Genomic DNA, 15,209 nt, shown 5'->3' with positions numbered 1-15,209 from the left:
TTCTTAACTTTCCTGTTGTAGTGCCTCGAGCTCTTCCCAGCGCTCAAAAGCAACTTCAAGCTCCTGCTCTGCTGCAGATAGCTTATCTAATACTGGTTGTGTCTGCTCTACAGATTTTGAAAAGAAGCTTGGATCGTTGACTTCTTCCTGAAGAGTTTCAATTTGAGTTTCCAATTCTTCTAAACGCATTGGTAGCGCTTCTAGTTCTCGTTGTAGCTTATACGATAACTTCTTAGGTTTAGCCTTAACTGGCGCAGTTTTGGGAGTTTCCTCAACTACTTTCTCAGGCTTTGATGGCTTTTCAACCTGTCGGTACTCTAATGCTTGTTTTCTTTGCTGCTGAGCATCGTGGTAACCACCAACAAATTCTTCAATAACGCCATTACCTTCAAAGATCCAACTTGTCATAACCGTGTTATCAACAAACTGACGATCGTGGCTCACTAAAAGAAGCGTACCCTGATAGTTGGCAAGCAAATCTTCTAAAAGTTCCAAAGTTTCGATATCTAGATCGTTGGTTGGCTCATCGAGAATCAATAAGTTGTTCGACTTAAGGAAGATACGAGCTAGTAACAGACGGTTTTTCTCACCACCAGATAGTGCTTTAACAGGAGTACGAGCACGTTTTGGAGAGAATAAGAAATCTTGTAAGTAGCTTAGTGCATGACGCTCACGGCCACCTACAGTGACTTCTTGCTTACCATCCGCTAAGTTATCGATTACAGACTTCTCAGGATCTAGAATTTCACGATATTGGTCAAAGTAAGCGACTTCAAGCTTAGTACCGCAATGTAGACGACCTGAATCAGGCTTAAGCTGGTCAAGCAGCAGCTTAAGTACCGTACTCTTACCACAACCGTTAGGACCAATCAGAGCGATACGATCACCACGCATGATGTTGAAGCTGAAGTCTTTAACAATCTCTTTGCCTTCGAAGCCAAAGTTAATGTTCTCAGCTTCAAATACAATCTTGCCTGAACGCTGGCCATCGTCGATTTGGATAACAGCTTTACCCTGCACTTCACGACGGTTCAAACGTTCTTCACGTAGCTTCTTAAGCGCACGTACACGGCCTTCGTTACGAGTTCGACGAGCTTTAATGCCTTGACGAATCCATACTTCTTCCTGAGCGAGCTTTTTATCAAATTCAGCGTTCTGCATCTCTTCAACACGAAGCGCTTCTTCTTTCTCAACAAGATAGTTTTCGTAATCACCCGGGAAAGAGCTCAATTTACCGCGATCAAGATCGACAATACGTGTTGCCATCGATTTAATGAACGCACGGTCATGCGAGATAAAGATGATTGAACCGCGGAAGTCTTTCAGGAAACCCTCTAACCATTCAATGGTCGCAACATCCAAGTGGTTAGTCGGTTCGTCAAGTAGAAGCACGTCAGGGTCACATACAAGCGCACGAGCAAGCGCCGCTTTACGTTGCCAACCACCAGATAAATCAGTCAGCTTTGTTTCAGCTGTCAACTTAAGTGCAGCCAATACGTTGCTTACGCGATCTTCAAAGCGCCATGCATTCGCATGATCCAATTGCTCTTGAACACGAGTAAGACGATTTAGGTTCTTTTCACTAGGGTCAGTACCGATGAGATCCAGAAGATCATGATAGATCTTCAGCTGTTCACCGATTTCCGCTAGGCCACCAGCAACGTAATCATAAACGGTACCTTGCTCATTGCGCGGTGGATCTTGCTCAAGGCGAGATACAACCACATCTTGTGTGATTTGCATCTTGCCGTCGTCCATGATGATGTTCCCAGACAGGATTTTCATCAACGTAGACTTACCAGCGCCATTGCGCCCTACTAAACACACACGTTCGTTTTCTTGCAGTGCGAAGTCCGCACGATCTAATAACGGGTGATCGCCAAACGCTAATTGCCCATTATGAATTGTAAGTAATGCCATTCTTCTTTAACCAATCATTAAGTTCTAACAAGCCAAATGGCCAGTTAAGCTCTGAGCTTTGAGAAAGGTCAGAGCTTTCAAATTTGAGCACCGGAATAGTGACCCCGTAACGGGAAAAGAGCTCATCATCAAATGCAATGTCAACAACGTTGACGTGATGGCTAATGTTTAACTGTTCCGTGAGTTGGAATGCCATCTCACATAGATGGCACCCTTCTGTACTGTAGAGAGTCAGCACTATATATCCTTATACGATCTCTTAACTACTTATGTGTAATCAACCAGCAGTTATGAATGTGCTTATTGCGAGAGAAGTCCAATGGAAGTGTCTTCGCTGAGATATTCTGAGCCTTAAGACCTAACTCATCTAGAGCTTCCAAGTCCATTTTGAAGTGACGCTTGTTGTTAGAGAACACAATCGTGCCTTCTTCACGAAGAAGACGTTTAAGGTTTTCCATCAGCTGAATGTGATCACGTTGAACATCGAAAGATTGATCCATACGCTTTGAGTTAGAGAACGTAGGTGGATCGATAAAGATCAGATCATAAGAACCCTGCTCTTTAGCTAGCCATTGTAGACAGTCAGCTTGAACAAACTGATGTTGACGACCAACACGACCGTTAAGCTCCATGTTCTCTTTCGCCCACTCTAGGTAGGTATTAGACATATCAACAGTAGTTGTAGAACGAGCACCACCCACAGCAGCATGAACAGATGCACTTCCTGTATAAGCAAACAAGTTTAGGAAATCCTTACCTGCGGCCATCTCACCGATACGACGACGAGTGATCTTATGATCTAGGAACAACCCGGTATCTAGGTAATCATGAAGATTAACAATCAGCTTAACGCCATACTCGTTCACTTCTAAGTTCGATGAGTCTTGAGCCAATTTCTGGTATTGAGAACGGCCTTTCTGTTTCTGACGAACTTTAAGCACAACGTTGTTTGCTTCTACGCCTGTTACTTGAATAGAAGCACGGATGATATCGGTTAAGCGACGTTTTGCCTTCTCTTCCGGTACATCTTTAGGCGCTGCGTATTCTTGAATCACAAGGTGACCTGGGTATACATCAATCGCTACATTGTATTCTGGTAGGTCAGCGTCGTAGATACGGTAGCAATCTAATTGCTCTTTCTTAGCCCACTTGCCAATTTTACCGATGTTCTTTTTAAGACGGTTCGCGAAATCAGGTGCAATCAATTGTTCTTGCTCGCCTGATGGACGCTCTGACATCGGACGATCTGAAATTGAGTAGTTCTTTTGGTGACACGGTAACGCACCGTTGTTCAACTTGAACTGTTTATCTGCACGCATGCGTAAGCAGCTTAGTAGCTCGTCTGAGCTAGAGAAGATAGATGCGTTACAGCCACCAAATTCAGCTTTAAGCTGTGCACCGAATGCGGTGTAAAGTGCAATAAGACCAGGCTCTGTCCCTAAACGCTCACCATAAGGTGGGTTAGACACAATCACACCATCCGTAAATTCCGTAGGGCGTTTAAGTTTTGCTGCATCACCTACTTCGAATTCAATCAAATCTTCTACACCAGCACGGCGAGCATTATCGCGCGCTGTTTTGATCATGCGCTCATCGTTGTCGTAACCATAGAACTTACATTCTACTTTCTTAACGCCACGACGGCCTTGGACGTTCGCTTCTGCTTTAACTTCAGCCCAAAGCTCAGGCTCGAAATCTTCTAGTGATTCAAAACACCACTTCTGACGTTTAACACCTGGAGCCATGTTTGCAGCCATCATCGCCGCTTCAATCACTAACGTACCTGAACCACACATTGGATCTAGGAAAGGCTTAGTTGCGTCCCAACCACTACGAAGAAGAATCGCGGCAGCAAGAGTTTCACGTAGTGGTGCTCGACCTGATTCAGGACGGTAACCACGTTGGTGAAGACCGCTACCTACCATATCAACACCAAGAATCGCTTTATCACGGTGTAAACGAACGTGGATACGAATGTCTGGGTTCTCTTTGCTAATAGAAGGACGAGGTAAAGACTTCTTCTCAAAGCAATCAACAACGGCATCTTTTACTTTCATCGCACCGTATTGGCTATTACGGATTTCGTTGTTCGTACCATTGAAGTCAACAACAAAACGCTTAGAGCTATGGAATTGATTTACCCAGTTAACCGCAGTGGTTGATAGGTACAAATCCATGTCGTCCATACAAGTGAATTCAGAAAGGACACGTACAAATCGAGAAGCCAAACGGCTCCACAAACAACAACGATAAATTTGCTCATTGGTCGCTTTGAATTTAACACCTGCTTGAACAGGTTTTGCGTTTGTAATCCCTAGTTGGGTTAGTTCTTCAACTAATAAATTCTCAAGGCCGTTTGAGGTAACCGCTAGATATTGATTCATAGTGTTCTTTTATTGATAAAAATGAGTTCGATTATACCTGAATTTGTAACTAGAGCATCACACTAAACACGTCTTTTCATTGAATCTTTCGACTAACTGGCTAGCAAATGCACAGTCTTGAAGCGATCGCTTACCCACATCCCCTTAGAACATAAGACCTATCAAACCAACTTCATTTCTGACCACTTATTAACCAAAGTAGCAATGTGAATTTATATTCACCTCAAAACTGGTATACACCAAATGAGATTTATTGATGAAATTTAACTACAAAAGACCAAAAACAGGGAATAAAGACGGTAGATTTACTCTTCTGGCGATGAAAACGGGCAGAAATTAAGGTGAAAAAATAGTCGTAAGTTCACTATTTAAATGGTTAAGCCGTGATGTATTTATCAGGATGAGGTTTTTTAGGCACAAAAAAATCGGCTAATGAGCCGATTCTGAGGAAGGTTTATACGTTTGTGTGCTGCGATGCGTGGTTGAAATGATGTGCTAGATTAGAGGTTAACCTACCATCGCTATGTGTGTCTGATGAAGGATAGCGTTCGCGTCTACCATTCTATCGTGCATCACCTTGATTGAGTCTCCAAATCGCAGTCCTTTTGAAGGCGTTAACAGGAACTCTTCTAGGTCAACAAATGCACATAGGCTCGCACACTCTCCCACTTCTAATACAATGAAATACCCTAAGCTATGCTCGTTATTCATTTGTACAATATCCCCTTCTTGAGGGTATTCATGGCCAGTACCTTGTGAGTCGAAGAACCAACTCTTAGGCTGTACAGGCTTATGGAAACGCTTTGCTGCCACACAATAGAGTGCTAATTCAGCTTGACGAGGCTCAGACAGTTCTAAGCCAGAAATTTGTTCTTTGAAGGTTTGGTATGAAGATGCGTCATCAACGGTGAATTCATTATCTCGAAACGCGCAGTCCACCAGCTTATTGCGGACCAGATTCGTTTTGAAAATCATATCCTCTCCGAGGTTTAGCATTAATGAACATTGCTGCTCATCGTAATACCAACTCCATGTATCGCTAGGTTTAAGCATCATTTCGTCTCACACTGTTGAACCATTCCATTAGGTAAAACGCAAAATTACCTTCAATTACAGTAATTTTACTGAGCAATAGGCAAAAAAAAAGAGGAAATGAATTCCTCTTTCTTGTCGCTTTTCTCTACAACTCAGTGAGCTACAGTGTCTCTTTTATTAAGACGATGCCAGATTGTCGCTTTTCAGAAATAAAAGCGTCTTGCCGTTTAAAGATTTTTAACGATGTCACCTACAAGGCCTGGACCTTTGTAAATGAAACCAGAGTAAACTTGTACAAGCTTAGCGCCTGCCATCATTTTCTCTTTTGCAGCAACATACGAATCAACACCACCTACCCCGATGATCGGCAGTTGGTCACCAAGCTCTTGATAAAGTTTACGAACTACTTCAGTACTACGAGATTGAACAGGACGTCCACTTAGGCCACCCGCTTCATCATAATGTTTCATACCTTCAACGATTGAACGATCCAATGTCGTGTTTGTTGCGATCACACCATCGATCTTATTTTTGATCAATGATTCACAAATTTGGCGAATTTCGTCGTCGCTTAGATCCGGAGCAATCTTAAGAGCAAGAGGAACATATTTACCATGCTTCTCTTCCAGTTCAGATTGTTTCGTTTTAAGTTCAGACAATAGATCGTCTAGAGCTTCGCCGTATTGTAGAGAACGAAGTCCTGGAGTGTTTGGTGAAGAGATGTTCACAGCAATGTAACCAGCGTATTGATATACCTTCTCCATACAGATCAAGTAATCTTCAGCGCCCTTTTCAATTGGTGTGTCTTTATTCTTACCAATGTTAATGCCTAAGATGCCATCGTAGTTCGACTTCTTAACATTCTCAACAAGGTTGTCGACGCCTAGGTTGTTAAAACCCATGCGGTTGATGATACCTTCAGCTTCAACAAGACGGAATAAACGAGGTTTGTCGTTACCCGCTTGCGGGCGTGGAGTCACTGTTCCTACTTCTACGAAACCAAAACCCATTGCGCCAAATGCATCAATACATTCGCCGTTTTTATCTAGGCCAGCAGCAAGGCCAACTGGGTTTTTAAAAGTAAGACCCATGCACTCTACAGGTCGGTGAGGTAATTGTTGGCGATACAAAAGATCAATAGGTGTGCCTGTGAAGCGCTTGAAATTTTGAATTGCAAGATCATGTGCCTTTTCGGCATCAAGTTGGAAAAAGCCAGTTCTGGCTAGACGGTAAAGCATTGTGCCTCCGATAGAAAAAAGCCCCGTGTAAACGGGGCGCTATTATTTACTTATTTACCCAACTATTCAATCTATTACTGTCTGTAAGGGTAAGATAATCAAGTTTGCTAACGAATGAGGTTCATTATTAAGCAAACGTTATCGTTTCTTCAAGTTATTAAGCCATTTCTAATCTCAACCTTAGTACAGCCATCAGGTCACTTAACAACAAACAACGTTTGCGTCGAAGTTTGTTCTTCAAAAGTCGTTAGGCCTATTGTTTCCACTTTACCGAAACGAAAAAGGCAGACCTTTTGGCCTGCCCTTATACTTTTTCGTCTTATCTAGTAACTAGTCTTTTGACATGCAGTTTAGATTCAACAGCATCAATTCACGCAGTGCTACTGAGAATTTAGCAAACTCATGAACAGAACCTACTTTGAATTCGTTTAGGATGCTTTCCCAACGATGTAGAGAAACAGAGTTACTTTCCATCCAGTCATCAAGCGCTTTAATCACATCGATATCTGAAGCACAACCACAGTTAAGTACTTGACCAGTTAACTGGCGTTGCTGCCAATCCAGATCTTCTCTGAATGCTGCACGCGCCAGTGCTTGCCAGTTGTTGTCTATAGCTTGGCCATTGATTTGCTTCAAGAACCAGTGCAGTGACAAACGGTCGCCTAGGTTGAAGTAAAGCTTAGACGCTTGCTGTACTGTTTTACCTGTTTCACGAGCCACTGTAGATATATCCAGTGCTGAGTACAGGCTAGACAAACGAGCCACTGAATTAGCCAGCTCAGCGTTTACACCTTGGTCAATCCATACTTGAGCCATTGCTTGATGCTCTTCTACTTCTGAAGCCACTAGGTTTTCATCCAGCTTCTCAGTAATTGCGACGACATCACCTTGGTAAAGCTCAATCAATGCATTCACTGACTGTTTACCGGTACGGTTTCTTAGCAACCAGCGTGCTAGACGACGAAGCGTACGACGTACATGGTAAAGCAATTCGTATTGAGCTTCAGAACTTGAGATGTTGTCCAGTTCACGGATGCTCTTCAATACCTTACCCAGGCCGTAGATTTCACGTGATGCCGCGTAAGCATTCGCAATATCAACAATGTTCGCGCCCGTCTCTTCTTGCAAGCGAGTCACGAAGTTACAGCCCATCTCGTTAACCATTTGGTTAGCAAGCGCAGTCGCAATGATCTCTGCACGAAGTGGATGGTTATCCATGTGCTGAGAGTAGTTACGGCGTAACTCTGTTGGGAAGTATTGCATCAGTTGTTGAGTATGGAACTCATCATTCGCAATGTCATCACTCACAAGATCTTCTTTTAGAACCATTTTACCGTAAGCGATCAATACTGATAGCTCTGGTCTTGTTAGTGCTTGGCCCTGCTTCTCACGTTCTAGCAGCGTTTCGTCATCTGGGATGTATTCCAAACCACGGTCTAAGTACCCGGCTTTTTCCATTGTGTGGATAAAGCGGATTTGCTCTTTCACTAAGCCTACACCTTGATGCTCAGTAACAGAGATAGACTCAGCTTGGCAGTAAGCGTCGTCTAGTACGATTTCACCTACTTCATCTTCCATAGATTCAAGAACTTGGTTACGTTGCTTAACGGTAAGATCACCATTAGACACCAAGCCATTCAAGAAGATCTTAATGTTAACTTCGTTATCCGAGCAATCTACACCACCAACGTTATCGACAAAGTCAGTATTAACTCGACCGCCCGTTAGAGCGTATTCAATACGACCCAATTGAGTCATACCCAAGTTACCGCCTTCACCAACAACCTTAGCTTTCAGGTCACGGCCATCGATACGTAGCACGTCATTTGCACGGTCACCCACATCGGTATGAGTCTCACTAGAAGACTTAACGTAAGTACCAATACCGCCGTTCCAAAGTAGATCAACTTTCATAGACAAGATCGCTTTGATCAAGTCGTTTGGTGCCATTGATGCTTTCTTGGTACCCAGCATTTTCTGAATTTCAGGTGTCAAAGAGATAGACTTCGCTCGGCGAGAGAAGATGCCACCACCTTGAGAAATCAGGTCTTTATTGTAATCTTCCCAACTTGAACGAGGCAGATTAAACAGACGGTCACGCTCTACCCAGCTTGATGCTGATTCTGGATTCGGGTCAATGAAGATGTGCATGTGGTTAAACGCAGCTTGCAAGCGAATGTGCTTAGATAGCAGCATACCGTTACCAAATACGTCACCCGCCATATCACCCACACCAATGGCAGTGAAGTCTGTGCTTTGACAGTTAATACCCATTTCGCGGAAGTGACGTTTAACCGATTCCCAGCCACCTTTCGCCGTGATACCCATGGCTTTGTGGTCGTAACCGTTAGAGCCACCCGATGCAAACGCATCACCTAGCCAGAAGTTGTACTCTTCAGCTACTGAGTTCGCTAGATCTGAGAATGTCGCGGTGCCTTTATCGGCTGCAACAACCAAGTATGGGTCATCTTCATCGTGACGAACAACGCTCTTAGGTGGGATAACCTCACCTTCAATGATGTTGTCTGAAACGTCTAGCAATGCACGGATGAAGCGCTTGTAACAACGTTGACCTTCAGCAAAGATCTCGTCTCGGCCAGACATCATGTGTTGACGCTTACAAACGAAACCACCTTTAGCACCAACCGGTACGATAACCGTGTTCTTAACTTGTTGCGCTTTAACTAGGCCTAGAATCTCAGTACGGAAGTCCTCTTGACGGTCTGACCAACGTAAACCACCGCGTGCTACTTTACCGCCACGTAAATGCACACCTTCAATGTCTGGTGCGTAAACGAAGATCTCAAACGCAGGAACCGGCGCAGGGATATCTGGAATCTCGCTTGGTCTCATTTTCAGAGCCAACCAAGGTTTAGACTGCTTATTCTCGTCTACTTGGTAGTAGTTAGTACGAAGCGTTGCAGTGATCATTTCCATGTAGCGACGAATGATACGATCATCATCCAAGCTTTCTACATGATCCAACTGTTCAGTGATATTCTTAATAAGATCTTGTTGGCCTTTTACGCTGCCCTTCAGTTTCGGGTTAAAACGCTTGCCGAATAGGCTCACTAGCCCTTTCGCTAATTCTGGGTAATGAGACAATGTGTCTTCAATGTATTGTTGGCTGAATGGGAAACCAACTTGACGCATGTAACGAGCATAAGCACGTAAGATTGAGATTTCACGGCCAGAAAGACCAGCGCCAAGTACTAAGCGGTTGAAACCATCGCTGTCTAACTCACCCGCCCAGATTGCCGCAAAGGCTTGTTGGAAAAGATCGCGAGCTTCACGAAGATCAATGGTCTTATCGCTCTTGTGCAGCATAGAGAAATCAAGGATCCAATAGGTCACACCGTTGGTTTTACGCACTTCATATGGAGATTCACCGATAACGCGTAGGCCAAAGTTTTCAAGCATTGGCATAACATCAGAAAGGTGAATTGGCTCATCGCTGTGATAGAACAACTTCAAACGAACGGCTTTTGAATCTGCCGCTTCTTCTTGAGGACGGTAGAAAAGCATACCCAGTTTGTTGTCTTCACTTAGCGCTTCTAAACGTTCAATGTCGGCAACAGCAGAACCTGGCATCATGTCTTCTTTGTACGAACGTGGGAATGCACGCATGTACTCTTTCGACAATGGAAGACCTTTGCTTTCACCGAAGTTTGCAATGATAGATTCAGACAGACGGTCATCCCACGTAGACGATACTTCCATTAAATTTTGCTCAATTGTTTTCACGTCCACATCCATGTTGTTGTTATCAACACGAACAATATAGTGCGTTCTTGCTAGCGGGCTTTCAGAGAAGTACGTTGTAAATTCAACCTCTTCTTCACAACCAAAGTACTGTTTCAAGATGCGCTGTGTTTGGCGACGAAGCTCAGTGTTGTAACGATCTTTTGTTACGTAAACCATGCAGCTAAAGAAACGACCAAACGGGTCTTTGCGAACAAACAAACGCAGGAGATCGCGATCTTGCATTTGTACTACGCCCGTACCGACTTCTAGTAGCTCTTCTTCTCGAGCTTGCAGCAGTTCATCACGTGGGTAGTTTTCAAGAATGTTGTGCAGCGCTTTGTAAGAGTATGAACCTTCACGGTAACCACTCGCATCCAAAATACGTTCTACTTTCTCGCGAACAAGAGGAATCGTTTCAACGGTTTGGTTATAAACGGCAGATGTGTAAAGACCAGTAAAGCGGTGCTCACCAATGACCTTACCGTTCTTATCGAACTTCTTAATACCAATGTAATCGTTGTAAGCTGGGCGGTGAATGCGTGAAGCCGTGTTGCCCTTGGTTACGATAAGCACATAAGGCTTTTTCGCTTCAAGACGTGCCGAATCAGAAAACTCAGATAGCTTAACGTTACGTACACGATCTGAGTTCGCAAACAAACCAAGACCTTGCTCCTTGGTCGGTTGCAGTTCAGTGTCACCATTTACAGACACAAGATCGTATTCCTTGTAACCCATAAACGTAAAGTTGTGTTCGCCTAACCAACGAAGGAAAGCCAGCGTTTCATCGAAGCGTTGAGCGTCTACCGGAATCGTCTCTTTTTGCTTTTCAACTTGGTTGGTGACTTCTTTCAGTCTTTCAACCATTTTTAGCCAGTCATTAACAACAAGGCCAGTATCAGTAAAGATATCCAGTAGCTCCGTTTTAAGAGCTGTCATTTCAGCTTTACTGCTCAGACGGTCAACCTCAATATGGAAAAGCGATTGGAATGCACCTTCGTTATTGCTTACACCGACAACACTGCCCTTATCTGAGCGAGAGATTTGTGTTGGGTTATGAAGCATAAGGTGAGAAGAAAGGTCTAGGCGAGTAAGTGCCATTTTTACGGAATCAACAAGGAATGGGCTGTCTGGAACGACTATCTCAACGATAGTATGAGTAGACTGCCAACCTTGACGACTTACCGTCGGGTTGAAAACGCGTACAGAGATTTCGTCGGCTTTCTTTTCATTGATGTGATGCCATAAGCTAACTACAGCACCGTATAAATCGGATTCGTTTCTCTGAGTCAGATCGTCGTGAGAAACGTTACTAAACAAGTGTTGAGCAAGTTGAGTTACGAGAGGTCGATGAGCAAGGTCAAGTTTGTCTTGAATCAGCTTGTAAACTTTTTCAAGTAAAACTGGAACCACAGTTTCACGTGCGGTCATAGTCACACTCCACAATTAGAATTGTATTTTATTATTAGGGGGATCACTTAATCTGGTGTTTGAAACGTGCCGTTGAGCTCTTTTCTACTAACGAGTTAAGCAAAGGTAATGCATTCATTTATTGTAAAAGCATTATTGAAAAATAGTTAATTGTTTTGGAGGTGGTAAGAGGTGAAATGTTTGATTATGTGATTAAGATTCCTTTTAACTCACTAGGCACGCCAAGGTTTACAGAGCTTCTAACTTAATAAACTTATTTTTTTGGTCAGTTGTCAGCCTAAACTGCCCTCTAACCCCTATTTGTGTAAGAAATGGTCTGAACCGAGTTGCAGGTAACTGTAAGCGTAAACCTGTTGTTGTTATCACTTGAACTTTACTTGCGGCGCCAGAATAGCTGGCCAAAAACTGCTGATATGAGATGTTAAGTTGGAAAATATAGCGATTCATACGATACCTGTATAAATATACAGTTCCAGTGTTTTTTGGCACTTTTAGATGTCTGACGGTGAAACTGAACTTGAAGCTGCTCTAGCTTATCGAAAATTCGATGAACCAGAAACAAAAAATCAGTGGCAGATATTCTCTACCACTGATGACCTTTCGTTGTAGCAAACAGTTACCTGAATGCGCGCTGACTTAAGCCTCTAGTGCTTTCGTCACTTTCTCAAACAAGTCTTTTGCTAGGTTGTCCATGTTCTTTAACGTCTCTAGTTCTTTTTTGATCAGAGCTTGGCGTTCATCGTCGTACTTACGGAATTTAAGAAGTGGATCAATCAGACGTGAAGCCACTTGCGGGTTGCTGCTGTTCAGTTCACGTAAGATCTCGCCTGCAAATGCATAGCCTTGACCAGACTTGTCGTGGAATTGAACCGGGTTCATGTTTAAGAATGAACCGACCAAGTTACGGGTACGGTTCGGGTTCTTCAAACTGAACGCCTGGTGCGACATCGACGCTTTGATCACTTCAAGTGCGTTTGAACTTGGGTTTGTACCTTGCAATGCAAACCACTTATCCATAACAAGACCATCGTGTTTCCACTTGTCACTGTAATCCACCATCAAGGTTTCACGACATGGTAGTTGTGCACTGTTTGCCGCGCCCATTGCTGCCATCGTATCTGTCATGTTGTTTGCTTGCTGGTACATCGCAACAACCAAGTCATTACCCTGCTCTGTATGTGCTAAGTAACTTAGGCAAACTTTACGTAGAGTACGCTTACCAATCGAATCGTGATCGACCGTGTATTCTGTTAGTGCGTGGCTGTGATAAACCGCCGCTAACTCGTCTTCAAGTTCTGCAGCTAGTGTGACTTTCATTGAGTTAAGAACCGATGCGACCGCATCAATATCAACGCGCTCGTACCAACCCGATACTTCATTGTGGCTTGGTAGAGAAAGCATTTCTGCAATAAACGCAGGCTCTAGTGAATCACTCAGCAGTACGCCACGGAATGCATCAACAACAGAATCAGAAAGCTCAAACGCTTGACCCTGCTGAACTTTCTCCACGTTACTGCGGATGTACTTCGCTAATAGCATTTGACCCGCATCCCAACGAGAGAATTCATTGCGAGCATTCACCATCAAGAAGATCAGTTCTTCATCTGAGTAGTCATATTCCAATTTCACTGGCGCAGAAAATTCACGAAGTAATGATGGGATCGGTTGCTCAGAAACGTTTTCAAACACGAACGTTTGCTCTGCTTCTTTCACATCTAATACATTATGAACTGGCTTACCGTTACATTGTAACTCAACAACTTCACCCGCAGCTGTGTACAGCTCGATATCAAGAGGAATATGCAGAGCCTGCTTTTCCGTTTGCTCATGAGTTGGCGCTGTTACTTGGCGAGTTGTTAACGTGTACTGTTTCTTCTCTGCGTCGTACTTACTTTCAACAGACAGCGTCGGCGTACCAGACTGGCTGTACCATAAGCGGAACTGAGATAAGTCAACGCCCGACGCATCTTCCATTGCCGCGACGAAGTCTTCACATGTTGCAGCCGTACCATCGTGACGTTCGAAGTACAGCTTCATGCCTTTTTGGAAACCATCTTCGCCCAACAATGTGTGGATCATACGGATCACTTCACTGCCCTTTTCGTACACGGTCAAAGTATAGAAGTTATTCATTTCTATCACTTTTTCTGGACGAATTGGGTGAGACATCGGACTTGCGTCTTCAGCGAATTGTGGCCCGCGAATAATACGAACATTGTTGATTCGGTTTACTGCGCGAGAGCCAAGATCAGATGAGAACTCTTGATCGCGGAATACGGTTAAGCCTTCTTTCAAGCTCAGCTGGAACCAATCGCGACAAGTCACTCGGTTACCGGTCCAGTTATGGAAATATTCATGGCCGATTACTGCTTCAATACCTAGGTAATCTGTATCCGTTGCAGTTTGGTCGTTTGCTAGAACGAACTTCGAATTGAATACGTTCAAGCCTTTGTTTTCCATCGCACCCATGTTGAAGAAATCAACGGCTACGATCATGTAGATGTCTAAGTCGTATTCAAGATTGAAACGTTCTTCGTCCCACTTCATTGAGTTAATCAAAGAAACCATCGCGTGGCTCGCACGGTCTAGATTGCCTTTATCAACAAAGATTTCTAGGTCAACTTTACGACCCGATTGTGTAGTGTATGCGTCACGAAGTACATCAAAGTCACCCGCTACTAAAGCAAACAAGTACGCTGGTTTTGGATGTGGGTCTTGCCACTTCACCCAATGACGACCGTTTTCAGCTTCACCTTCATCTACACGGTTACCATTACTTAATAAGAATGGGTTCTCTGCTTTATCTGCAATTACCGTTGTAGTGAATTTCGCCAACACATCTGGGCGATCCATGTAGTAAGTGATACGGCGGAAACCTTCAGCTTCACATTGAGTACAGAACGCGCCACCCGACTTGTACAAGCCTTCAAGTGCACTGTTCCCTTCAGGGTTAACTTCGGTAACGATGGTTAGAGTAAATTCTTTTGGAAGGTCATTCAGCGTAAGTTGAGTTTCAGACTGCTCGTACTGAGTCCATTCGTTGCCTTCAACCAAAACAGAAACCAACTTCAAGCCTTCACCATCAAGTACTAATGTCGTGCTGTCTTTCTCCTGCTTAACACTAGAAACAGCCGTAACAATGGATGCTGAGTCGTACAAATCGAAAGTAAGATCGATTTCAGAAATCGTGTGAGATGGTGATTGATAATCTTTACGATACTTGGCTTGAGGTGTATGTGCCATGACGGGTTCCTTTTGATCGTTATACGTAATTATTTTTTAACTGTATATATCTAAAGGTTGAGCGCCAATAAAACAAGGGGAATATTAAAAAAAGGAGGCATTGTAAGAAAATGCCTCCATGTTTTGCTATTTTATCAATCAAATCAGACAGGAACGCCTAAGAAATGAACTGTGCACAATATTATCAACGAGTACGCCGTTACTGCTAAAACTCACG

General features: G+C 43.6%; 8 protein-coding genes. All 8 read right to left on the bottom strand.

Annotated elements, in window-relative coordinates; translation table 11 throughout:
* Positions 1–3: 3 nt before the first annotated feature.
* Complete coding sequence (locus AB4482_RS04860) at positions 4–1,920, bottom strand: ABC transporter ATP-binding protein (RefSeq protein ID WP_108020679.1); 1,917 nt, start codon at positions 1,918–1,920, stop codon at positions 4–6.
* Positions 1,898–2,158: a glutaredoxin family protein gene (locus tag AB4482_RS04855; RefSeq protein WP_019823251.1), complete on the bottom strand. Its 261-nt coding sequence runs from the start codon at positions 2,156–2,158 to the stop codon at positions 1,898–1,900. The genes AB4482_RS04860 and AB4482_RS04855 overlap by 23 nt, the downstream gene beginning before the upstream one ends.
* Before the next feature lie 25 nt (positions 2,159–2,183).
* Positions 2,184–4,304, bottom strand: a complete 2,121-nt coding sequence (gene rlmKL, locus AB4482_RS04850) for a bifunctional 23S rRNA (guanine(2069)-N(7))-methyltransferase RlmK/23S rRNA (guanine(2445)-N(2))-methyltransferase RlmL (RefSeq protein WP_372180604.1) — start codon at positions 4,302–4,304, stop codon at positions 2,184–2,186.
* 507 nt (positions 4,305–4,811) lie between these two features.
* Complete coding sequence (locus tag AB4482_RS04845) at positions 4,812–5,360, bottom strand: cell division protein ZapC (RefSeq protein WP_017063848.1); 549 nt, start codon at positions 5,358–5,360, stop codon at positions 4,812–4,814.
* A gap of 206 nt (positions 5,361–5,566) precedes the next feature.
* Positions 5,567–6,577, bottom strand: a complete 1,011-nt coding sequence (gene pyrD / locus AB4482_RS04840; RefSeq protein WP_372132547.1) for a quinone-dependent dihydroorotate dehydrogenase — start codon at positions 6,575–6,577, stop codon at positions 5,567–5,569.
* A 330-nt stretch (positions 6,578–6,907) separates the two neighbouring features.
* Entirely contained in the window at positions 6,908–11,749 is a 4,842-nt protein-coding gene (locus AB4482_RS04835) for an NAD-glutamate dehydrogenase (protein ID WP_372180603.1), read from the bottom strand.
* Positions 11,750–11,977: 228 nt separating this feature from the next.
* Positions 11,978–12,196, bottom strand: a complete 219-nt coding sequence (locus AB4482_RS04830) for a DUF2835 domain-containing protein (protein ID WP_004733645.1) — start codon at positions 12,194–12,196, stop codon at positions 11,978–11,980.
* Positions 12,197–12,385: 189 nt separating this feature from the next.
* Positions 12,386–14,992 (bottom strand): aminopeptidase N, encoded by a 2,607-nt coding sequence (pepN, locus tag AB4482_RS04825; RefSeq protein ID WP_102333354.1) that lies wholly within the window; start codon positions 14,990–14,992, stop codon positions 12,386–12,388.
* Positions 14,993–15,209 lie beyond the last annotated feature (217 nt).

The organism is Vibrio sp. 10N.222.55.C7 (genome assembly GCF_041473335.1).
Lineage (GTDB): Bacteria > Pseudomonadota > Gammaproteobacteria > Enterobacterales > Vibrionaceae > Vibrio > Vibrio crassostreae_C.
The sequence above is the reverse complement of the archived record's forward strand: the minus strand, read 5'-3'. Positions and strand labels throughout refer to the sequence as shown.